Raw genomic sequence first — 20,274 nt, forward strand, 5'->3', positions numbered from 1 at the left:
GATTGCCAAATAATTGAATCGCTGAATTGTTGAACAATCCGACATTTTGATGCATCCTTGATCTAAGGCACTTCATGAGACAGGGATCACAATGGCAAGCATCGACCTGAACAGCGACGTTGGTGAGTCGTTCGGACGCTGGACGCTCGGCGACGACAACGCCATGTTCCAGTCCGTTTCCAGCGCCAATGTGGCCTGCGGATTCCATGCCGGCGACCCCACCGTCATCCGCACCACCTGCCAGCAGGCGGCGGAGGCCGGCGTCGTGATCGGTGCCCATGTGGGCTACCGGGACCTTGCCGGATTCGGCCGCCGTTTCCTGGACATCGATCCCCTGGAACTGGCCGACGACGTCGTGTACCAGATCGGCGCCCTGCAGGCCCTGGCGGCCACCGCCGGAACGTCCGTGGCGTACGTCAAGCCGCACGGCGGCCTGTACAACGCAATCGTCAAGCACACCGCCCAGGCCCAGGCCGTCGTCGACGCCGTCAAATCGGTTGACCCCAACCTTCCGATCCTCGGGCTCCCGGGCTCCGAGGTCCTGCGGCTGGCCGAGGCAGCCGGGCTGCGTGCCGTGACCGAAGCTTTCGCGGACCGCGCCTACAACCCGGACGGAACGCTCGTATCGCGTGCGCTGCCCGGAGCGGTCCTTCACAACCCCGCCGAAGTGGCGGAGCACGTGCTGCGGATGGCCACCGAACAGTCCGTCCGGACGATCGATGGTTCCATCCTGAATATCCGCGCGGAGAGCATCTGCGTGCATGGTGACTCACCGGGGGCCGTTGCAATGGCCACCGCCGTGAAGTCCGCTCTCAGCGACGCCGGCGTCAGCATCGGCACCTTCGTCTGATCCCCCCGGCCGGTCACCGGCCTCCCGCACCAAACCCCACCTCATCCCCCGGAGGAACACATGAGCACCAACAGCAAGGCAGCACAGGCCGTGACAAGGAAGCCACCGGCCGGCGCCCTCAAGGCATACATCGCCAGCCTCACCGGCACTTCGCTTGAGTACTACGACTTCGCCATCTACTCGGTGGCATCCGCCCTCGTCTTCCCGAAGATCTTCTTCCCGGGAAACGATGAGTTCGTCTCGCTCATCCTGTCGTTCTCGACGTACGCCGTCGGCTACTTTGCCCGCCCGATCGGCGGCATCGTCTTCGGCCGCCTGGGCGACAAGATCGGCCGCAAGTACGTCCTGGTCTTCACCTTGCTGCTGATCGGCATCGCCACCGTCCTCATCGGTGCGCTGCCGGACTACTCCGTGATCGGCATCGCAGCCCCCGCCATCCTGGTGCTCCTGCGCCTGGCCCAGGGCATCGGCGTCGGCGGCGAATGGGGCGGCGCGGTACTGCTGTCCAGCGAATTCGGCGACCCCAACAAGCGCGGCTTCTGGTCCTCCGCGGCCCAGATCGGCCCGCCCGCCGGCAACCTCATGGCCAACGGCGTCCTGGCCATCCTGGCCGCAAGCCTCAGCAGCGAAGCATTCCTCTCCTGGGGTTGGCGCGTAGCCTTCCTGGCCTCCGCCCTCCTGGTGGTCTTCGGCCTGCTGATCCGCCTCAAGCTCGAGGAAACCCCCGTCTTCAAGGCCATCCAGGCCCACGGCGACCGCCCCAAGGCTCCCATCAAGGAGGTCTTCACCACCCAGCCGAAGGCCCTGATCGCCGCCGCGCTCTCCCGCATCTGCCCTGACATCCTGTACTCGCTCTTCACCGTGTTCGTGGCCGTGTACGCCACCAAGGAACTGGGCATGACCACCGGCAACGTCCTGGCCGCCATCCTCATCGGCTCGGCCTTCCAGTTGTTCCTCATCCCGCTGGCCGGCGCCCTCACGGACCGCTTCAACCGTCGCCTCGTGTACGGCATCGCAGCAGCCGGCACGGCCGCCTACATCCCGGTGTTCTTCCTGATGATCCAGGACAAGTCCGTGCTGACGCTGACCATCGGCGTGGTGATCGGCCTGGCGTTCCACGCCTTCATGTACGGCCCGCAGGCAGCCTTCATTACCGAGCAGTTCCCGGCCCGCCTCCGCTACGCCGGCAGCTCGCTGGCCTACACCCTGGCTGGCGTGATCGGCGGCGGCTTCGCTCCGATCATCTTCACCGCCCTCTACGGCTCGGCCCACGGCGGCTGGCTCCTCATCGCCGGGTACCTGCTCCTGGCCGCCATCGTCACGATCGTGGGCATGGCCATCGGCCGCGACCCGCACATCGAAGAAGAAGAGCGCCTCCTGCAGGAGTCGCACGCCTAATCGGCTGCGAGCGGATGATGGAAACCGAAATGCAGACTAGGACCGCAAGCAAGGTCCGCTCCGTGCGGCCGGTTGGCACCCGTGCGGTACTCGCAGAGCTGGACGGCCTTCAGGACGTCCTGACCCTGCAGGCCATGCTCTTCGAATCGCCGCTCCCCGGCCAGGTGGACGTCCTGGCCGCGGCCGAAACGGTCATGGTGGTGGGCGAATCCGCCCAAGCCACCCGTGCCATCGGCGCCCTGCTTCTGGACCTTGAGCTCACCGGGCCGGTGGAGAACCACGGCGGCCTGGTGGTCATCGACACCGTGTACGACGGCGATGACCTCGCCGACGTCGCGGAGCTGACCGGCCTGGGCGTGGACGGCGTCATTGCCGCCCACACCGGCCAGATCTGGACCGTGGCCTTCGCCGGCTTCGCCCCCGGATTCGGCTACATGGTGGGCGAAAACGATGCGCTGGACGTTCCCCGCCGTTCCTCCCCGCGCACCGCGGTGCCTGCCGGTTCCGTGGCCCTTGGCGGCCAGTACTCCGCCGTCTATCCCCGCCGTTCGCCCGGCGGCTGGCAGCTGATAGGGCGCACCGGCGCCCGCATGTGGGACCTTGACCGGCCCCAGCCGGCCCTGGTCCGCCCGGGGAACCGGGTGCAGTTCCGGGCCGTCCGCGACGTCGTCACGGTGGCACCGGCCGAGGCCGTCGCCCCGGTCCCGGACGCCGGCACCGAGCCTGCCGCTGCCGCGTACGCCGCTGCCGCGTCCGCCGGCATCCGCATCGTGGCCCCCGGCGCGCTGAGCCTCATCGAGGACCTGGGCCGCCGCGGCTACGGACCCCTGGGCGTCTCCGCCGCGGGTGCCCTTGACCGGGAGTCGCTGCGCCGCGCCAACCGCCTGGTGGGCAACAGCCCCACGGCGGCCGCCGTCGAGACCGTCAACGGCGGGCTCGTGGTGGAAGCTGTCGGAGACCAGGTGATTGCCGTGGCCGGTGCGCCGGCAACGCTGACCATCCAGTCGCCGTCGGGCATTTGGGTGGAGAACGGCGAGACGTTCGACGGCGAGGCCTCCGAGGGCGAGCTGCAGCCCGGCCCGCAGCGCACGGTTTCCATGGCCACACCGTTCGCGCTCCTGGACGGCGAGGTGCTGGCCATCGGCGCGCCGGAGAGCGGCTTCCGCACCTATCTGGCCATCCGTGGCGGGGCCGACGTTCCGGCCGCGCTGGGCAGCCGCTCCTCGGACACCATGTCCGGGATCGGACCCGCACCGCTGGCGCCCGGCCAGTTCCTGCCCGTCGGCACGGACACCGCGTCCGCGGCCGTGGGCAGCCCCGAACTCCAGCCCGGTTTCCCGGAGCTTGGCGGCGAATCCGGCATCACCGTCCTGGACATCATTCCGGGCCCCCGCGAGGACTGGTTCGAGCCCTCCGCCCTGGACTCGCTCTGCAGCCAGTCCTGGCAGGTCACGCCGCAGTCGAACCGGGTGGGCATGCGCCTGGCCGGCGAACCGCTGCGCCGCAGCCGGGACGGTGAACTCCCCAGCGAGGGCACCATGGCCGGCGCCATCCAGATCCCCCCGGCCGGCCTCCCCGTGCTGTTCCTCGCGGACCACCCCATCACCGGCGGCTACCCCGTGATCGGCGTCGTGGCCGACGAACACCTGGACCGGGCCGCGCAGGTCCCCATCGGCGGGAGCATCCGCTTCCGCATTTCCCCGAACTACGAAGTACCTTCAAGAAAAGTGAGTATCTGATGCGCAAGGTCCTGATCGCGAACCGCGGCGAAATCGCCGTCCGCATCGCCCGCGCCTGCGACGACGCCGGCATCGGCTCCGTGGCCGTCTACGCCGACATCGACGCCGACGCCATGCACGTGGGTGCCGCAGGCGAGGCCTGGAGTCTGGGCGGCAACAGCCCCGCGGACACCTACCTGAACATCGGCAAGCTCCTCGAGATCGCCGCCCGCTCCAGCGCCGACGCCGTGCACCCCGGCTACGGCTTCCTCTCCGAGAACGCCGACTTTGCGCAGGCAGTGCTCGACGCCGGACTCACCTGGATCGGCCCCGCACCGGAGTCCATCCGCCAGTTGGGCAACAAGATCACCGCCCGCGAAATCGCCGTCCGCGCCGGAGCCCCGCTCGTGGCCGGCAGCGACGGCCCCGTGGCCACGGCCGCGGAAGCCCGCGCCTTTGCCGAACAGCACGGCCTGCCCGTCGCCATCAAGGCGGCCTTCGGCGGCGGCGGACGCGGCCTCAAGGTGGTCCGCGAACTCGCGGAAATCGAGGAAGCCTTCGACTCCGCCGTGCGCGAGGCCGTGGTGGCCTTCGGCCGCGGCGAATGCTTCGTGGAGCAGTACCTCGACCGACCCCGCCACGTCGAGGCCCAGGTCATCGCGGACGTCCACGGCAACGTCGTCGTGGTCGGAACCCGCGACTGCTCCCTGCAGCGCAGGCACCAGAAGCTCGTGGAAGAGGCCCCCGCGCCGTTCCTGCGCGCCGGCCAGCAGGAACAGATCTACCGTGCCGCCAAGGACATCGTCCGCGAGGCCGGCTACTACGGCGCCGGAACCGTGGAGTTCCTCGTCTCGGCCGATGGCGCCGTCGCCTTCCTGGAGGTCAACACCCGCCTGCAGGTGGAGCACCCCATCACCGAGGAAACCGCCGGAATCGACCTCGTCCAGGAACAGTTCCGCATCGCCGCCGGTGAAAAGCTGAGCATCTCCGAGGACCCGGCACCGCGCGGGCACTCCTTCGAATTCCGCATCAACGCCGAGGACGTGGGCCGCGGCTTCCTGCCTTCCCCGGGCACCGTTGCCTCGTTCGGCGTTCCCACCGGGCCGGGCGTTCGCCTGGATTCCGGCGTTCGTGCAGGCTCCTTCGTACCGCCGCAGTTCGACTCGCTCCTGGCCAAGCTGATCGTCACCGGCGCGGACCGCCAGCAGGCGCTGCGCCGGGCCCGCCGGGCACTGGCCGAAATCAACATCACCGGCCTGGCCACGGTCCTGCCCTTCCACCGCGCCGTGCTCGAGTCCCCGGACTTCACGGCCGAGGACGGCCTGCACGTCCACACGCGCTGGATCGAAACCGACTTCGCTGACCAAATCCCCGTGGATCCCGAATACAGTGCCGTGGCCCCCTCCGGCGAGCGGCGTACCGTCACGGTGGAGCTCGACGGCAAGCGCCTCGCCGTCGGCCTGCCCGCGGATCTGCTGGACGGCTGGGCCCGCTCCGGCCAGGGGCTGCCGTCCGCTGCGCACGTCTCGGGCCTGGGTTCCGGACTGCCCGACGGCGGTTCTGCGGCTTCCGCCGCTGCCGTCGCCGAATCTGCCCTTGTGTCCCAGATGGCCGGCACCGTGGTGAAGTGGCTGGTGGAGCCCGGCACCGAGGTTGCCGTCGGCGACCCCCTGGTGGTCCTCGAGGCCATGAAGATGGAAACCCAGGTTTCCGCTCACCGCGCCGGAACGCTCTCCGCCGTGCTGTCCGGAGCCGGCGGCGTGGTCAGCGCCGGAACTGTCCTGGCACACATCGAGTAGCACGACTGCCTTAAGCACTGCTGCTTTAAGCACTGCTGCCTTAAGCGTCGCGGCGGCCGCGCATCCCTGCCAGGGTGCGCGGCCGCCGTCGTTGTTTGACTTGCATCATGGGGGTCGGGTCACTAGCTTGGCTGCACGCAGTGCTACCACCAGGCGGCACTACGGATTGCTGTTCAGCAGAATTAGATGAACTAGAAAATTGGGGATTCAGAATGGTCACACAACAACCCGTTGGATACATCTATTGCGCGTGATCACCACGCTCGTGGCGGTCATTGCGGTTTTCTCCACGTCTGTCGCACCGGCCAGTGCTGCGGGGCCAAGGACCGTATCCGCGGCCGAAACTGGGGTCGCGCTACTTCAGCCAACGGAGGCCCAGAAAGCCGAGGCTCTGCAGCGACTCGAGCAGTCTCGATCAGCCGACCCGGCCGGCTTCGCCGAGCGACTTCGCATAATCAAGGGCTCCAAGCCACTTACCACGTTCCTGGCGTCCGATAGCCGATTCGACAGCGGGCTTCAACAGAGGTTCCTGGCAGCTTCCATGCCGACTGATGTTCTTGAGGCCCTGGTTGAACTCACCGATACTGGATATCTGACCCTCGAAGTAAAAGACGGGCCCAACGGCACCAAGGTAGCGAAGCTTTCCAAGGCAAAGCCGTCCATGGTCGGCGGCGGCAAAGGCGGCATGTCTATGAAGCCCATGTTCCCTCAGTGCCCATCGGCTTGGGCAGCTCTATGGGCATGGTGGGGCACTAACGCTGCTTTCTGTGGGGCCATGGGGTTCTTTGGACCGATGGCTGCACTTGGGTGTTCTGCAGCAATGGCGATCGCAGGCTCAGTTATCGACTTCAATCGAGGCTGCTGATGAACACGAAGACAACGACGATCGCACGGAACTACTGGTTGGGCTTGGCCGCCATGTACGGCCTGACATTAAGCGTTGTGGCGATGGCAGCGCCTCCATGGTCTTTGGTCATGGTGGCATCCTTCGTCCTGTTCGCGGTACTGCAGGGCATTCGTTACCGGCAGATCGCTCGCAATATTCAGGGAAAACTTGCCACAGCCAGCCCAGGAGTTGGTGTTGTAGGGGGCCTATTTGGGGTCGGCGCGATACTGATTCACGGAACGGCAGTAGCCATGTGGGCAGGGCCCCTTCTGGGATTGGTCACGTTCATCGCCATGTACCTGTACCTTCAGCGCTTCGGACGCTTCCACGAAGATTCTTCCGAAACGGCAGCGTAGGGCCTGCGCCTGAAACTCATTCAGTAGTAGTCCGACTGCCGTAAGCACTGCGGCGGCCGCGTATCCCCTACAGGGGTACGCGGCCGCCGTCTTCGTTCGGGGGCTCGGGCAAGCCGGGCACCTGGCCTGCCGCCGATCAGTCGCGCTCAGGCGCTCCCGTGCGCAGGACCTGGAAATCGGCTCCCAGTTCAACGTCAGCTTCAGAGCCGTCCGGAAGGATGATCTCCACCTCAAAGGCGGAGCCGCCTTCGTTCTCGCGTTCCACTTCGCCAACTCGGCCTTGGCCGACCTTCGCCAGCGCGGCTTGTCCTGCCCTGTCGCGGTCAGCAGCGCTCAGCGGCTGTCCCGAGTCGTCATCCTGGCCCTCCACCGTGACAACCTGGAACGAGCTATCAAGCTCCACCTCAACCCGGCTGCCGCTGTTCAACTGCACGTTCACTTCATACGAAGTATTCGCATCATGGTCAGTCTTCGCGCTTGTTACGGTGCCCGGACCGGTTCGAGCAAGGGCCGCGTCGCTGGCCTGCTGCAGGGAAGCTCCGCTCAAGGGCTGGTCATCGCCAGGCGTGGTGCTGGCAGCCGCAATGGACGCTCCGCTGATTGCAGCTGCTGCGGTGGCAATGCCGGTGATCAATAGGGATTTCTTATGCATGGCAGTCTCCTGTTTTGTGACCCCAGCAAAACCTGATGATGTAAAACCAGTTTGCTCCCAAGGCTTCTCCGCCTGCAAAATCCGCTGGACAAATCTCAGCTAAAACACAGCCTGTCTCAGCCAACCCACAGCCTGCTCGCCGACACCGCCTTGCTCGCCGACACAGTCCAACCCAGTCGGTGGGGCAGGTTTGCCTATCTATGCCAGTGGGCTATCGGCGAGGGGTTTGTTTCAGGCGGGACCGGGACGCATTCTTGGAGCATGGATGCTGTTAAGGCGCCCCCGCACTCCGGAAAAGTGCGCACCCGCCGCTGGGGCGTGCGCAAACGGGCAACGGCCACGGCGGTCGCCTTTGTGGCGGCCGCGCTGCTCGTAGGCGGACTGATCCTGCTGCTCCTGCTTCAGAGAGCTCTGGTGGCGTCCACGGAATCACTCACCCGGCTTCAGGCCGAGACCGTGGTTGCCCACATCGTAGAACACGACCTGGATGAAGCGAGCCAATACCTCAGGTCCGCAGTGCGCCCTGGCCAATACATCCAGATCCTGAATCCCGATGGATCGGTCTTTGCCGCGTCCGTTGCTGCCACCGCCGCGACGCCGATCACGACGCTGCGTCCAGAAGCCAAGCAAACGCTCTTCCAGCGTATTTCCGGGCTGAAGAACCTGTTTGACGATGAACTGTACGTTGTTGCCACGGGTGTCAAAGTGGAGGAGAAGGTCTACACCGTCGCTGTTGCCGCCACGGTGCGGGTGCAGTCCGAGACGGTTTCCACGGTGGCTTGGTTCATGCTTGGCGCCGCACCGCTATTGCTGGCAGGGGTCGGCGTCGGGGTCTGGATGCTTGTGGGACGGTCGCTGCGCCAGGTTGAGCGGATCCGCAGCCAAGTCGCGGACATTGACGCCCGGAGCCTGGACGGCCGCGTCGACGTGCCTCAGACGTCCGACGAGATCCGGGCCTTGGCACTGACGATGAATATGATGCTGGACCGGCTACAGGCTTCGGACCTGGAACAGCGACGCTTCATCTCGGATGCAAGCCATGAATTACGCAGCCCTTTGGCGACACTCAGCGCCGCGGTGGAGATCGCGGCCGCTGATTCATCCGGGGCCACCTGGGAGGCGATGAAAGAGGTCCTGGCCGGGGAAACGGCGCGGATGCGCTACCTGGTCCAAGACCTGCTGACCTTGGCCAGGACCAACGACGATGGCCTGCGCCTGGACGTGAAAGACGTGGATCTGGACGACGTGCTGAATGACGAAGTCCGCCGTCTACGTTCCACGAGCAAACACGAGATCGAGGCCCTGCTTGAACCGGCCCGGGTTACAGGCGACGTCCGGCGCCTCGGCCAAGCCGTCCGGAACGTCTTGGACAACGCGGAGCGTTACGCGCAGTCCCGGATCAGCATCCAAGTACGAAACTCCCTTGACGGCGTCCTGCTCACCATCGACAACGATGGTCCACCGGTGCCGATTGCCGAACGCGAGCGGATCTTTGAACGGTTTGTACGACTTGATGAAAGCCGGTCCCGCGAAAGCGGTGGCAGCGGGCTGGGTTTGGCCATCGCGGACGCCATCATGAGCGCCCACGGGGGCCGGATCCTCTCTACGGCAACTCCCGGCGGCGGCTGCCGGTTCGAGCTGGCTTTCCCGGGTCAAACAGAGTCCCCCGGGCAAGCCACGCCTCAGCGACTCAATCTACTGCCGAGGCAGGGGAATCCGCAGGGCGGTCGGGGCTGAGCATGTACCCCATTCCCCGGACAGTGGTGAGGGTGCGCAGCCCGAAAGGCGTGTCGATTTTCCGTCTCAAGTAGCCCACGTACACCTCGACGACGTTGTCCCCTCCCTCGAAGGCTGAATCCCAGACGTTGTCGAGAATTTCGGACTTGGAAACCACCTGCTCGTGCCTGCGCATCAGGTAGTGCAGCAGCGCGTATTCCTTTGCCGTGAGCCAGATGGGGGTGTCACCGCGGCGAACACCGCGACTCACGGAATGCAGGGTCAACGTTCCGACGGCGAGGACGACCGGCCGCTCGGGGGCACCGCGGCGTATCAAGGCCCGGATCCGAGCAACCAGCACCAGGAAGCTGAATGGCTTGGTGAGATAGTCATCCGCCCCGAGATCGAATGCGTCCGTCTGGTCGTACTCACCGTCCTTTGCTGTCAGCATCAGGACCGGAGTCCAGATCCGATGTTCCCGGATTTCCTTGAGCACGTCGTATCCATTTTTCAGGGGCAGCATCAGATCCAGCAGGATCACATCATAGGGATTCTCCATCGCGGCCCTCATGCCGCTGACGCCGTCGTGTGCCAGATCAACGACGAACCCCTCATTGCGGAGTCCGCGGCGAACTGTCTCGGCCAGCACCTTTTCGTCTTCGACGATCAAGATCCTCATGACCGCGCCTCCCGGTTCATGACGACAGTATCCCCGACCTCGGTTGGGCGGCACCAGAGACGTCGTGGGTGTCGTTCTCCATTGCCTCGCGAATCCTGCCGCGTCAGGGGCCAGGCCGCCCAATCAGGCGGCGCGCACCCGGGTGCGCGGCCGGCGTCGTCGTCTGCGGCCCCGGATTCCGGAGCCGGTGCCTTACAGGCGCTGTTCGGGGCGCCGGCGGGGCCGGATAGAGTACATCGAAACGGGCATTCGGTCCCGGCGTTGTCACCCGCCCGGCTGAGGGCAGCACAGAACAGGACGCAGACGTGAGGCAAGGATCCAAGCCGACCATTCGGGATGTCGCCGAACGCGCAGGCGTTTCGCTGACCACGGTGTCCTATGTGCTCTCCGGGCGCCACGGGGGAACCACCCGCATCAGCGAGCCCACGCAGGAGCGCGTCAAGGATGCCGTCCGCGAACTCGGGTACGTCCCCAACCAGGCGGCCCGCGGCATGCGGCGGGGCAAGACGGACCTGGTGGCCGTGGCCATCGGCGATCTCGAATGGCCGTGGGACCGCGCGCTCGCCGCGGCGGCCGCCAAGATCCTCCCCGAGCACGGCTACCAGCCTGTCATTCTGCTGGGCAACGCATGGCGGCAGTTCATGCTGTCCGGCGGGGCGGACGGCGTCATTCTCGGCTTCATCCCGGAGGACGTCCTGGAGGACGAAACCATGACGGAACTGGCCCGTCGCGGGGTGGCCCAGGTGGTCATCTCCGAGTCCATGCAGCCGGCCGGTTTCGACGTCCTGGCCCCCGAATCGGAGGACGGCATCGCCCAGGGCATGGACTTCCTCACCGCGAACCACACCCGGATCGCCTGCATCCGGCGCGGCGAGGAGGGCCGCCGCACCAGGCCCTCCCGGTACAGCGGCTACGCGGCTGGCCTGAAGCGTGCCGGGATTCCCGTGGACGATGCCCTGGTCCGCACCTCACACCACCGGCGCGACGTCGCCTACCAGGCTGCGCTCGACCTCCTGCGGCTCCCCGAACCGCCCACGGCCATCTTGGCCACGGACGACATGGAGGCCCTGCAGGCCGTCCGTGCCGCCTTCCGACTGGGGCTCCGCGTGCCCGAGGACGTGCAGATCGTGGGCGTCGGCAACTCCACGGAAGGCCAGGAATCGGACCCCGCGCTGACCACCGTGGGCCCGGACCCGATCTTCGACCGCGTGGTCACCATGCTGGTGGACCGGCTCGAGCAGCGCTCGCCTGCCGAGGGCACCAGGGTCCCCGCGCCGTGGACCCTGCAGCTGCGCGGCACCACCCTCCAGGACTGACGCTCCCTCAGCCGTTCAACTTCCCTGCCAGGCGTTCGCGCATCCGGACGCTGGCCGCGTTCAGGCCGATCAGCTCCACGTCACGCCCGTGGTTCCGGTACTTCTCGGTCACGGAATCCAGTACGGCGATGGTGGACGCATCCCAGAGGTGCGAGGCATGCAGGTCAATGACCACCCGGTCTATTCGCTCTGCGGAATCCTTCGCGTAGTCAAACTGCGTGTAGAGGTCGTTGGACGAGGCGAAGAACAGCTCCCCGTCCACGGTGTAGGTGGCCACGGTCTCGCCGTTGAGCTCAAGTTCCGTCCGTTCCACGGTGGCGAAGTGGGCCACACGCCGGGCAAACAGCACCATGGCCGTCAGCACGCCCACGCCCACGCCGATGGCCAGGTTGTGGGTGGCTACCACGGCAGCCACCGTCACCAGCATGGTGCCGGTTTCGGATTTGGGCAGCCGCTTCAGGGTGGAGGGCCTGATGGAGTGCCAGTCGAAGGTGATGAGCGAAACGAAGATCATTACAGCCACCAGGGCCGCCATGGGGATCATGCCCACCACATCGCCCAGGACCACCACCAGCACCAGCAGGAACACGCCTGCAAGCAAGGTGGAGAGACGGCTGCGGGCACCCGATCCCTTGACGTTGATCATGGTCTGCCCGATCACGGCGCAACCGCCCAGCCCACCCAGGAAGCCGGTGACGATGTTCGCCGCGCCCTGCCCCCAGGAGACCCGGGTCTTGTTGGAGCGCGTGTCCGTGATGTCGTCCACCAGCTTGGCCGTCATCAGCGATTCCAGGAGACCCACCATGGCCATGGACAGGGCGAACGGGGCAATGATCTGGAAGGTTTCCAAGGTCAGGGGCACCTGGGGCAGGAAGAAGCCGGGCAGGCTGTCCGGGAGTTCGCCCTTGTCGCTGACGGTCGGCACGTCGATGTGCCCCAAGGCGGTAACAAGCGTGATGGCCACAATCGCTACCAGTGGTGCCGGCACCGCGGTGGTCAGGCGTGGGAGCCCAAACACGATCAGCAGCCCCACGGCCACGATCGGATAAACCATCCAGGGCACGTTGAAGAGCTCAGGCATTTGGGACATGAACACCAATATCGCCAGCGCGTTGACGAAGCCGATCATCACGGACCGGGGAATGAAGCGCATGAGCCGGGTGACGCCCAGGGCGGCCAGGATGATCTGGAAGACGCCCGCCAGAATGATGGTGGCAATCAGGTAGTGCAGGCCGTGATCGCGCATCACCGGCGCGATCACCAGGGCCACCGCACCCGTTGCCGCGGAGATCATCGCAGGGCGGCCACCCACGATCGCGGTCACCACGCCCATGGTGAAGGACGCGAAGAGGCCGATGCGGGGGTCCACGCCGGCGATCACGGAGAACGCGATGGCCTCCGGGATGAGGGCCAGGGCCACCACCAGGCCCGCCAGCGACTCCGTCAGGAGCCGCCGCGGGGAGCGCAGCGTGAGGCGGAGGGACTGGAGCTGCTCTGGTGTCATGGGTCCTTTACGTGGCGCTTTGGCGGTAGCGCTCAATCTGTTTCAGGCGCCGCTGGAGGCTGTCGCGCCGCGGGTGCGGGACGACGTCGGGCTCCTCCGCGGTGAGGTCGATGTGGGCGGTGCCGTACTGCCACAGCAGGAGGTCATCCAGGAGGCGGTCCGGCCCGGGGGAGTAGCGGTGGTCCAGGGCCTTGCGGACCTCGGTGATCCGGTTGGCGCTGAGGAGGCCGGCAAGCTCCACCGTGGTGGTGAGGCCGTGCGCCGCCAGGAGTTCGGCGGCCCAGCCCCAGTCGTCATCCACTTTACGGTCCACGTGGGGGAGCAGGGTGCGCCAGACGTCGCGGATCCGGTTGGGCGTCAGGGCCATGCCGCCCTCGCCCTCCAGGTCCCAGTAGCTACGGACTTCCGCGTAGCGCTCGTTGAGGTCGGCGAAGGCGCCCTCAACGGTCTCGAGCATGGCGGCGGTGGCCGTGAACTGGCGGTCGAAGTGCGGCGTCCAGGCCCGCGGGTCCTCGGCCTTGAAGCGGATGTCGTGCTCGATCTCGCTCCAGGCGTGGGCGAACACGGTGCGGATCTGGCATTCGAAGAAGTAGCTGCCGTTGGCCTGGATGTCCGGGTTGAAGGCGTGCTGGTATTCCTTGACGGTCTCGTTCTGGATGGTGCGCAGGATCAGGTGCCGGCTGGAGTACCCGTAGGTGCCGGATTCGATGGAGCCGATGTCCTTCTCGCGGTCCCCACGGCAGTCGAACAGCTGCCGCTGGCGCTTGATGATGTTGGCCACGGCAGCGTTTTCGGCCGGCAGCTTGGTGATGACGCGGATGCCCACCATGTCATTGAGCGTCCGGAAGGGGTCCGGGAACTTGAGCACGCGGGGACCGCCGGGCTCCAGCGGGTCATCCGTGCGTGAAATCTTCTCGCGGAAGGACTCCACGGTCTTGGTGCGGCCCGTCACGAACAAGGGCGTGACTTCCGATTCCTTGAGCATGGTCCGCAGTGTCAGCAGAACGTCCCGCGTGACCAGCTTCAAGGCCGGCCGGACGCGTTCATAGAGTTCCACGTTGGCCTGCACGGATTCGCGCAGGTCCGGATCCAAGCTGTCCCAGTTGCTCGCCATGCCCCCAGCTTACGGGGAAGGGCTGACAGCGAAAACGTGCCACCCGCCGTCGACGTGCCCTACCCCACAGTACCCGCGGCACGCGATAGGCTCGCTACAAAGGAGGGCGCAATGATGCGGCACAAGTACTTCTACGGCGATCACCCAAGCCAATGGGGGGAGCTGTTCATTCCGGAAAACCATGGGGCCAAACACCCCGGGTTCTCGGCTTTGGCGGACGGCGTGGCCGTGGTGATCCACGGCGGCTACTGGCGCTCGCAGTACGGTGCCGAACTTGGTGAGCCCATCGCCCGCGACCTCGCAGCCAGGGGCATTCCCGCCTGGAACCTCGAATACCGCCGCGCCGGCAATGGCGGTGGGTGGCCGCACACCTTCGAGGACGTCCTGGCCGGCATCGACCACCTCTCCGACATCGCGGAGGAGCACGGCCTGAAGCTCGGCAAGGTGGTGGCCCTGGGCCACTCCGCTGGCGGGCACCTGGCCGTCTGGGCCGCGGGCCGGCGGCGCCTCTCTTCCATCGGAGCGCAGGACGCCGAGCGCCAGCTCCAGCGCAATCCTGAGGAAACTGCCGTGCACCTGACTGGTGTGGTCAGCCAGTCCGGCCTGCTCAACCTGGCCGAAGCCGAACGCCTGAACCTGAGCAACGGCGCCGTCTGCAACCTCATGGGCGGCGATTCCGTTAGATACCCCAAACGGCATAGATTCGCCGATCCCATGAGCACCCTGCCCATCGACGTCCCTGTTTTCGCCGTGCATGCCGCCGATGATGACGACGTTCCCGTCAGCCAGTCGGAGGGCTACGTTGCGGCGTCCACCGCTTCCGGCGGCACGGCGCAGCTCCTGCGGGTTCCCGGGGACCACTACGACCTCATCGACACCAAGTCCGTGAGCTACAAGAAATGCCGGGAACTGGTCCAGCGTCTGCTGGCCTGATCCCTAGTCCGGCCTGATCCCTAGTCCGCGATACCTCTCCTCTGGCAGAGTGGTCCCATGCTGACAGTCATTGGCGAGGCATTGGTGGACGTGGTTCAGCGCTCCGGCGGAGTCGAGGCGCACGTGGGCGGCAGCCCCCTGAATGTTGCTGTGGGCCTGGCCCGCCTGGACCATGCAGTGCAGTTCGTGGGGCGCTTCGGCCGCGACACCTACGGCGACTCGGTGGCCGCGCACCTGCGCGCTAGTTCGGTCATGGTGCCGCTGCCGCCGGACGACAAGCCAACCAGCGTGGCCACCGCCGTGATTGACGACGACGGCGCCGCCAGCTACTCCTTCGACCTCGCCTGGGAGCTTCCCGGCTTGGCGGGGCGGCTGCCGTTCATGCTGCAGGGGGCCACCCTGCTGCATACGGGCTCGATCGCCACGATGCTGGAGCCGGGCGCCGCCGAGGTGCTGGCCGCCGTCGAGCACGCCCACCCGAGCGCCACCATCAGCTTCGACCCCAACTGCCGCCCCAGCATCATCACGGACCGGAAGTACGCGCGGGCGCAGACCGAGCGCTTTGTGGTGCTCGCGGACGTGGTCAAGGCCTCGGACGAGGACCTCGAATGGCTCTACCCCGGCGTGGACGCCCTGGAATCGGCCCGCCGCTGGCTCAGCCTGGGCGGGTCGGAGGGTCCCGCCGTCGTGGTGGTCACCCGCGGCGCGGTGGGACCGTGGGGCGTCACGGCGGCCGGCGAGGCCCAAGTGGCCGCGCCTGCCGTGGACGTGGTGGACACGGTGGGTGCGGGCGATTCCTTCATGGCCGCGCTGCTCTCCGGCATCGTGGACCGCGGCCTGGCCGGCGCGCAGAACCGCGGCGATCTGCGGGCCATGCCCGCCGAGGTCCTTGCGAGGATCCTCGAGCACGCCGCCCGCGCGGCAGCCGTCACCGTTTCCCGGGCCGGCGCCAATCCGCCCACCCGGGCGGAACTCAACCATTCCGCGGCGGGTGCGGCGGCAGCAGCAGAGGAGGACGAGTGATGGCCGGGCTCGACCCCTACGCCGGACTTCCTCCCGTGGCGTCCTTCGCAGTCCGCAGCGCATCGTTCAAGGACGGCGAGACGCTGCCCCGGGACCAGCGCAGCGGCCTCTTCGGTGCGGGAGGAAAGGACATCTCCCCGCAGCTGAGCTGGAGCGGCGCACCGCAGGGCACCAGGAGCTTTGCGGTCACGCTCCTGGACCCGGACGCCCCCGGTGCCGGCAGCTTCTGGCACTGGGCGGTGCTCAACCTTCCCGCGGACACCGCCGAACTCCCCGCCGGGGCCGGCAGCAGGGACGGCAGCCTGCTGCCAGCGGGCGCCTTCCAGTTGAAGAACGACGGCGGGTTCCCGGGTTATCTGGGCGCCGCGGCTCCCCCGGGGCACGGCCCGCACCGGTACATCGTGGCCATCCATGCCCTGGATGTTGAAGACCTCGGCCTCGATGCGCGCGCCGCACACGCAAAGCTCGCGTCCGCGCTGGTCCGGCACACGCTGGGCCGGGCCATCATCACGGGCATGTTCGAGCGGTGACGGCGCGCTTCCCGGTCGCATCCCACTCCGCATCCGGCGATCCGGACGAGGGGCCCTGCCACGTAGACTGGCGTGATGCGCCTTGTAGCTAGCGATATCGACGGCACCATCCTTGGCCACGACGGCAAGATCAGCGACCGCACCGTCCGTGCGTTCCACGCGTGCCGCGACGCCGGCGTCGAGCTGGTCTTCGTGACCGGCCGCCCGCCGCGCTGGCTGACGCCCCTGCAGGAGCAGCTGGGGCACAGCGGCAAGGTGATCTGTTCCAACGGCGCCGTGGTCTGGGATCTCGCCGCGGACAAGGTCCTGGCCTCGCGTGCCCTGGGCCTTGAGGCCATCCTGGAAGCCAGTAGGATCATCAAGTCCATCCGCCCCGACGCCCTGTTCGCAGCGGAGACGCTGACCGGATTCCACCTCGAGCCCGGGTTCATCGAGAATGCCACCAGCGAGCTGCTGTCGGAGGTCACCCCCGCTCCGCTGCGCCAAACGCTCACCGTGGATGACGCCGTCGTGAAGTTCCTGGCCATCAGCCGCTGCGTCACCCCGGACGAATTCCTGGCGGAAATCCAGCCCGCCGTGGCGCACCTGGTGACCACCACCCACTCGGCACCGCGCACGGCGCTGCTGGAAATGTCCGTTCCGGGCGTCAACAAGGCCGTGACACTGGCCGAGTACGCGGCGTCGCTGGGGATCGACGCCGCGGACGTGGTGGCCTTCGGCGACATGCCCAACGACATCGAGATGCTCCGCTGGGCCGGCGAAGGCTACGCCATGGCCAGCGGCCACCCCGAGGCGATCAGTGCCGCCGGTCAGCAGGCCCCGCACTTCGACGACGACGGCGTGGCCCAGGTCCTCGAGGCGAAGCTCGCCGCCCAGCGGGTTTAGTTATGGGCGGCTCCGACCATATGCCCCGCAAGGTATGTTTCATCCTTTTCCCAGCTGGCATACAACTGGCGTTCAACTTCCGCCCGTAGGCTTCCAGCCACGGGCCTGTGGAACCACGGCCCGCTGAACCTGCAGGGGGACACATGGGAAAGCGCCGAAACCAGGCTACGAACACCGCACCGCTGAGGCGCGTGCAGCCGGACCACCACTGGAAATCCCTGCGCCAGGGCGATCGCGTCAGCGTCACCCTTGAGCCGGGCTACGAATCGGTGGGAGTGGTGGATGCCGTCACCGGCGACGCCACGGCAGTGTGGGTGCACCTCGACGGCGGCCGCGGCCGCACGCTGGTGCACTGCAGCGACGGCGTGGCCGTCGTCCCCAAGGATTCCTGAGCCCCGCCAGGATCTTCGCCAGGACCCCGCCGGGCCCTCCGCAAGCCCGCACCGGCGGCGGGATAGGCTACGGATGTGAACCATCCGCTGCCCTATTTCAGCCGCCCGGACGGGAGCGCGGGACCGCTCGCCCTGGCCCACCGCGGCTACTCGCGGGACGGTTTGGAGAACTCCATGGCCGCCTTCCGCGCTGCCGTGGAGCTGGGTATCGGCCATCTCGAAACGGATGTCCACACCACCGCCGACGGCGTCCTGCTGCTGTTCCACGACGACTCCCTGGACCGCGTCACGGACCGCAGCGGCCGGATCGCGCACCTCACCGCGGCCGAGGTGGCGCAGGCCAGGATCGGCGGCCGCGAAGCCATTCCCACCTTCGATCAGCTGGCCACGGAGTTCCCCCGGGCAAGGCTGAACCTGGACGTCAAGGACTGGAACTCGGTCCGAACCCTGGCCGCGGCCATCGAGAAGCACCAAGCCCACGGCCGCGTCCTCGTCACAAGCTTTTCGGACCGCCGGCGCCGCGCGGTGCTGCGCCTGCTGAGCCGCCGCACGGCGTCGTCCGCGGGCATGTTCCTTACAGCCGCCTTCGTGCTGCTGGGCCCGCTGCTGCCGACGGGCCTGCTGCGGCGGCTTCTGCACGACGTGGACGCCTTCCAGGTCCCCGTCGGCTTCGGCCCGGTCCGGGTCATCACCGCCGGGTTCCTCCGGCGCGCCCACCGTCTGGGCATCCTGGTGCACGTCTGGACCATCAACGATCCCGCGCACATGCGGGAACTCCTGGACCTCGGCCTGGACGGGATCGTCACCGACCGCTCGGACCTCCTCAAAGACGTCCTGCTGAGCCGCGGGGAGTGGGACTAGCCCAGGGCATCGATGCGGTGTTCGAGGAACTCCCGTTCCGCGGCATTCCCCGCCAGCTCCAGCGCCGCCCGGTAGGCGGCCAGAGCCTCGGCGTTCCGGCCCAGCCGGCGCAGCAGCTCCGCGCGCACCGCATGGAACAGGTAGTACCGCCCCAGCGGGAGATCGTCGACGGCGGTGAGCGCCGCCGTCGGGCCCTCCACCTCGGCAAGGGCCACCGCGCGGTTGAGCGCCACCACGGGCGTGGGGGAGAAGGCCAGGAGCTGTCCGTAGAGTGCCAGGATCTGCCGCCAGTCCGTGGCCGCGGCCGTTGCTGCGTCCGCATGGACTGCGTTGATGGCCGCCTGCAGCTGGTACGGGCCCGGCTGGTTGCGGCGCAGGCACTGCCGGACGAGGGCCTGGCCTTCCTCGATAAGCCCGCGGTCCCAGCGGCCGCGGTCCTGATCGGACAACAGCACCAGAGCGCCGGCCCGGTCCGTGCGGGCCGCCCTGCGGGATTCGAGGAGCAGCATGAGCGCCAGCAGGCCCGTGGCCTCGGGCTCGTCCGGCATCAGCTCCACCAGGATCCTGCCCAGCCTGATCGCCTCCCGGCAGAGCTCCGCCCGTACCAGCCGCTCCCCGGAACTGGCCGAGTAACCCTCGTTGAAAACCAGGTAGACGACGGCGAGCACGGACTTCAGCCGCTCCGGCAGTTCCGCTCCCGCCGGGACACGGTACGGAATGTGGGCGTCCCGGATCTTGGCCTTGGCACGGACCAGCCGCTGGGCCATGGTGGCTTCGGGGACAAGGAAGGCGCCGGCGATCTCCGCCGTCGTGAGGCCGCCCAGCAGCCTGAGGGTCAGCGCCACCTGGGCGCCGCTGTTCAGGGCAGGGTGGCAGCAGGTGAAGATCAGCCGGAGGCGCTCGTCCTGCACAGGGTGGGCCACGTCGTCCTCCTCGCCTGCTGGATCCGGCGCGGTGGAGCCGGCGAGCTGTTCCGCCAGCAGGGCCGCCTCTTCATGTTTGTGCCGGCCGGTGGCCTCGCGGCGCAGCCGGTCGATGGCCCGGTTGCGGGCGGTGGTGATGATCCAGCCGGCAGGGCTCGGCGGGAGCCCGGTGTCCGGCCAGCGCTGGACGGCCTCGGTGAAGGCGTCCTGGACCGCATCCTCGGCGGTGTCGATGCTGCCGAAAATACGGACCAGGACGGCCACCGATCGTCCATACTCCTCGCGGAATATACGCTCGATTTCCGAGAGCGGAACGGCCGGCATCAGTCGATGTAGCCCGCGAACGGCCGTACCTCGATGGGCAGGGTGGTGGCCTTCGCGGCCTTGCCGGCCCAGGCCAGGGCGGCGTCCAGGTCGGGGGCCTCGATGACCCACAGGCCGCCGACGTGCTCCTTGGCTTCGGTGAAGGGCCCGTCGGTGGTGAGGATCTCGCCGTCGGCCGCCCGGACCACGGTTGCCGTGTCCGCCGGGTGGAGGCCGCCGGTGAAGACCCAGGCCCCGGCGTCGCGGATTTCCTGGTTCAGGACCTCGAGTTCGGCCATGACCTTGTCCAGGACCTCGGGCTCCGGGGTGCCTCCGTCGGGCTGGTAGATGCTGAGCAGATAGCGTGACATTTCGGGTTCCTCCTTGATGCAGGGGCGGCTTGTGCGCCGCCTTTCACCCTCTAGACGAACGGGCA

At 67.4% G+C, this 20,274-nt stretch carries 20 protein-coding genes; 14 read left to right on the top strand and 6 right to left on the bottom strand.

The window, feature by feature from the left end; genetic code table 11:
* The first annotated feature begins 91 nt into the window (after positions 1-91).
* The 6 genes from NVV90_RS00210 to NVV90_RS00235 all read left to right on the top strand — a co-directional run bounded on the left by NVV90_RS00210 (position 92) and on the right by NVV90_RS00235 (position 7,007).
* The gene (locus NVV90_RS00210; RefSeq protein WP_258439198.1) at positions 92-850 is read left to right on the top strand and encodes a LamB/YcsF family protein; all 759 of its coding nucleotides are present in this window, start codon (positions 92-94) and stop codon (positions 848-850) included.
* A 60-nt stretch (positions 851-910) separates the two neighbouring features.
* A complete protein-coding gene (locus tag NVV90_RS00215; protein ID WP_258439199.1) occupies positions 911-2,248 on the top strand; it encodes an MFS transporter in 1,338 nt (445 codons plus the stop codon).
* A 17-nt stretch (positions 2,249-2,265) separates the two neighbouring features.
* Complete coding sequence (locus NVV90_RS00220) at positions 2,266-3,987, top strand: carboxyltransferase domain-containing protein (RefSeq protein WP_258441255.1); 1,722 nt, start codon at positions 2,266-2,268, stop codon at positions 3,985-3,987.
* The gene (locus NVV90_RS00225) at positions 3,987-5,765 is read left to right on the top strand and encodes a biotin carboxylase N-terminal domain-containing protein (protein WP_258439200.1); all 1,779 of its coding nucleotides are present in this window, start codon (positions 3,987-3,989) and stop codon (positions 5,763-5,765) included. Before NVV90_RS00220 ends, NVV90_RS00225 begins: the two co-directional genes overlap by 1 nt.
* Positions 5,766-6,015: 250 nt before the next feature.
* Positions 6,016-6,630, top strand: a complete 615-nt coding sequence (locus NVV90_RS00230) for a hypothetical protein (RefSeq protein ID WP_258439201.1) — start codon at positions 6,016-6,018, stop codon at positions 6,628-6,630.
* Entirely contained in the window at positions 6,630-7,007 is a 378-nt protein-coding gene (locus tag NVV90_RS00235) for a hypothetical protein (protein ID WP_258439202.1), read from the top strand. Before NVV90_RS00230 ends, NVV90_RS00235 begins: the two co-directional genes overlap by 1 nt.
* 136 nt (positions 7,008-7,143) lie before the next feature.
* On the opposite strand, the gene NVV90_RS00240 is transcribed toward NVV90_RS00235, so the two are convergent.
* Positions 7,144-7,659 (bottom strand): PepSY domain-containing protein, encoded by a 516-nt coding sequence (locus NVV90_RS00240; RefSeq protein WP_258439203.1) that lies wholly within the window; start codon positions 7,657-7,659, stop codon positions 7,144-7,146.
* Between the two features lie 51 nt (positions 7,660-7,710).
* On the opposite strand from NVV90_RS00240, the gene NVV90_RS00245 reads away from it, so the two are divergent.
* The gene (locus tag NVV90_RS00245) at positions 7,711-9,396 is read left to right on the top strand and encodes a cell wall metabolism sensor histidine kinase WalK (RefSeq protein ID WP_258439204.1); all 1,686 of its coding nucleotides are present in this window, start codon (positions 7,711-7,713) and stop codon (positions 9,394-9,396) included.
* Here NVV90_RS00245 and NVV90_RS00250 read toward each other — a convergent pair.
* Positions 9,350-10,054, bottom strand: coding sequence for a response regulator transcription factor (locus NVV90_RS00250; RefSeq protein WP_258439205.1), 705 nt, complete (start codon positions 10,052-10,054; stop codon positions 9,350-9,352). The genes NVV90_RS00245 and NVV90_RS00250 overlap by 47 nt on opposite strands.
* Positions 10,055-10,359: 305 nt before the next feature.
* Between NVV90_RS00250 and NVV90_RS00255 the strand changes: the two genes are divergently transcribed.
* Positions 10,360-11,370, top strand: a complete 1,011-nt coding sequence (locus tag NVV90_RS00255; protein ID WP_258439206.1) for a LacI family DNA-binding transcriptional regulator — start codon at positions 10,360-10,362, stop codon at positions 11,368-11,370.
* 7 nt (positions 11,371-11,377) lie between these two features.
* Here NVV90_RS00255 and NVV90_RS00260 read toward each other — a convergent pair whose 3' ends face one another.
* Positions 11,378-12,874, bottom strand: coding sequence for a SulP family inorganic anion transporter (locus tag NVV90_RS00260; protein ID WP_258439207.1), 1,497 nt, complete (start codon positions 12,872-12,874; stop codon positions 11,378-11,380).
* Between the two features lie 7 nt (positions 12,875-12,881).
* On the bottom strand, positions 12,882-13,988 hold the full coding sequence (locus NVV90_RS00265; RefSeq protein ID WP_258439208.1) for a GTP pyrophosphokinase family protein: 1,107 nt from the start codon (positions 13,986-13,988) through the stop codon (positions 12,882-12,884).
* Between the two features lie 111 nt (positions 13,989-14,099).
* Here NVV90_RS00265 and NVV90_RS00270 point away from each other — a divergent pair, with 111 nt between their 5' ends.
* The 6 genes from NVV90_RS00270 (at position 14,100) to NVV90_RS00295 (ending at position 18,612) form a co-directional block, all read left to right on the top strand.
* Complete coding sequence (locus NVV90_RS00270) at positions 14,100-14,921, top strand: alpha/beta hydrolase (protein ID WP_258439209.1); 822 nt, start codon at positions 14,100-14,102, stop codon at positions 14,919-14,921.
* 57 nt (positions 14,922-14,978) lie between these two features.
* Positions 14,979-15,944, top strand: coding sequence for a carbohydrate kinase (locus NVV90_RS00275; RefSeq protein ID WP_258439210.1), 966 nt, complete (start codon positions 14,979-14,981; stop codon positions 15,942-15,944).
* On the top strand, positions 15,944-16,474 hold the full coding sequence (locus NVV90_RS00280; RefSeq protein WP_258439211.1) for a YbhB/YbcL family Raf kinase inhibitor-like protein: 531 nt from the start codon (positions 15,944-15,946) through the stop codon (positions 16,472-16,474). The genes NVV90_RS00275 and NVV90_RS00280 overlap by 1 nt, the downstream gene beginning before the upstream one ends.
* Before the next feature lie 75 nt (positions 16,475-16,549).
* On the top strand, positions 16,550-17,359 hold the full coding sequence (locus NVV90_RS00285; RefSeq protein WP_258439212.1) for an HAD family hydrolase: 810 nt from the start codon (positions 16,550-16,552) through the stop codon (positions 17,357-17,359).
* Positions 17,360-17,502: 143 nt separating this feature from the next.
* Positions 17,503-17,751 (top strand): hypothetical protein, encoded by a 249-nt coding sequence (locus NVV90_RS00290; protein WP_258439214.1) that lies wholly within the window; start codon positions 17,503-17,505, stop codon positions 17,749-17,751.
* Positions 17,752-17,826: 75 nt separating this feature from the next.
* Positions 17,827-18,612 carry a glycerophosphodiester phosphodiesterase family protein gene (locus NVV90_RS00295; RefSeq protein WP_258439215.1) on the top strand — a complete coding sequence of 262 codons (786 nt, stop codon included), beginning with the start codon at positions 17,827-17,829 and terminating at the stop codon, positions 18,610-18,612.
* Here NVV90_RS00295 and NVV90_RS00300 read toward each other — a convergent pair.
* Positions 18,609-19,859, bottom strand: coding sequence for an RNA polymerase sigma factor (locus NVV90_RS00300; protein ID WP_258439217.1), 1,251 nt, complete (start codon positions 19,857-19,859; stop codon positions 18,609-18,611). The genes NVV90_RS00295 and NVV90_RS00300 overlap by 4 nt on opposite strands.
* The gene (locus NVV90_RS00305) at positions 19,859-20,209 is read right to left on the bottom strand and encodes a YciI family protein (protein ID WP_258439218.1); all 351 of its coding nucleotides are present in this window, start codon (positions 20,207-20,209) and stop codon (positions 19,859-19,861) included. The genes NVV90_RS00300 and NVV90_RS00305 overlap by 1 nt, the downstream gene beginning before the upstream one ends.
* Between the last annotated feature and the right edge of the window lie 65 nt (positions 20,210-20,274).

Origin of the sequence: Arthrobacter sp. CJ23 (genome assembly GCF_024741795.1) — a bacterium.
GTDB lineage: Bacteria > Actinomycetota > Actinomycetes > Actinomycetales > Micrococcaceae > Arthrobacter.

What these genes read in the sequence shown, in the direction of transcription:
- NVV90_RS00285 (WP_258439212.1), top strand. Translation starts at nt 16,550, where the DNA reads ATGCGCCTTGTAGCTAGCGATATCGACGGCACCATCCTTGGCCACGAC.
- NVV90_RS00300 (WP_258439217.1), bottom strand. Translation starts at nt 19,859, where the DNA reads ATGCCGGCCGTTCCGCTCTCGGAAATCGAGCGTATATTCCGCGAGGAG.
- NVV90_RS00220 (WP_258441255.1), top strand. Translation starts at nt 2,266, where the DNA reads ATGGAAACCGAAATGCAGACTAGGACCGCAAGCAAGGTCCGCTCCGTG.
- NVV90_RS00250 (WP_258439205.1), bottom strand. Translation starts at nt 10,054, where the DNA reads ATGAGGATCTTGATCGTCGAAGACGAAAAGGTGCTGGCCGAGACAGTT.
- NVV90_RS00240 (WP_258439203.1), bottom strand. Translation starts at nt 7,659, where the DNA reads ATGCATAAGAAATCCCTATTGATCACCGGCATTGCCACCGCAGCAGCT.
- NVV90_RS00280 (WP_258439211.1), top strand. Translation starts at nt 15,944, where the DNA reads ATGGCCGGGCTCGACCCCTACGCCGGACTTCCTCCCGTGGCGTCCTTC.
- NVV90_RS00215 (WP_258439199.1), top strand. Translation starts at nt 911, where the DNA reads ATGAGCACCAACAGCAAGGCAGCACAGGCCGTGACAAGGAAGCCACCG.
- NVV90_RS00210 (WP_258439198.1), top strand. Translation starts at nt 92, where the DNA reads ATGGCAAGCATCGACCTGAACAGCGACGTTGGTGAGTCGTTCGGACGC.
- NVV90_RS00290 (WP_258439214.1), top strand. Translation starts at nt 17,503, where the DNA reads ATGGGAAAGCGCCGAAACCAGGCTACGAACACCGCACCGCTGAGGCGC.
- NVV90_RS00235 (WP_258439202.1), top strand. Translation starts at nt 6,630, where the DNA reads ATGAACACGAAGACAACGACGATCGCACGGAACTACTGGTTGGGCTTG.
- NVV90_RS00265 (WP_258439208.1), bottom strand. Translation starts at nt 13,988, where the DNA reads ATGGCGAGCAACTGGGACAGCTTGGATCCGGACCTGCGCGAATCCGTG.
- NVV90_RS00225 (WP_258439200.1), top strand. Translation starts at nt 3,987, where the DNA reads ATGCGCAAGGTCCTGATCGCGAACCGCGGCGAAATCGCCGTCCGCATC.
- NVV90_RS00275 (WP_258439210.1), top strand. Translation starts at nt 14,979, where the DNA reads ATGCTGACAGTCATTGGCGAGGCATTGGTGGACGTGGTTCAGCGCTCC.
- NVV90_RS00270 (WP_258439209.1), top strand. Translation starts at nt 14,100, where the DNA reads ATGATGCGGCACAAGTACTTCTACGGCGATCACCCAAGCCAATGGGGG.
- NVV90_RS00305 (WP_258439218.1), bottom strand. Translation starts at nt 20,209, where the DNA reads ATGTCACGCTATCTGCTCAGCATCTACCAGCCCGACGGAGGCACCCCG.
- NVV90_RS00260 (WP_258439207.1), bottom strand. Translation starts at nt 12,874, where the DNA reads ATGACACCAGAGCAGCTCCAGTCCCTCCGCCTCACGCTGCGCTCCCCG.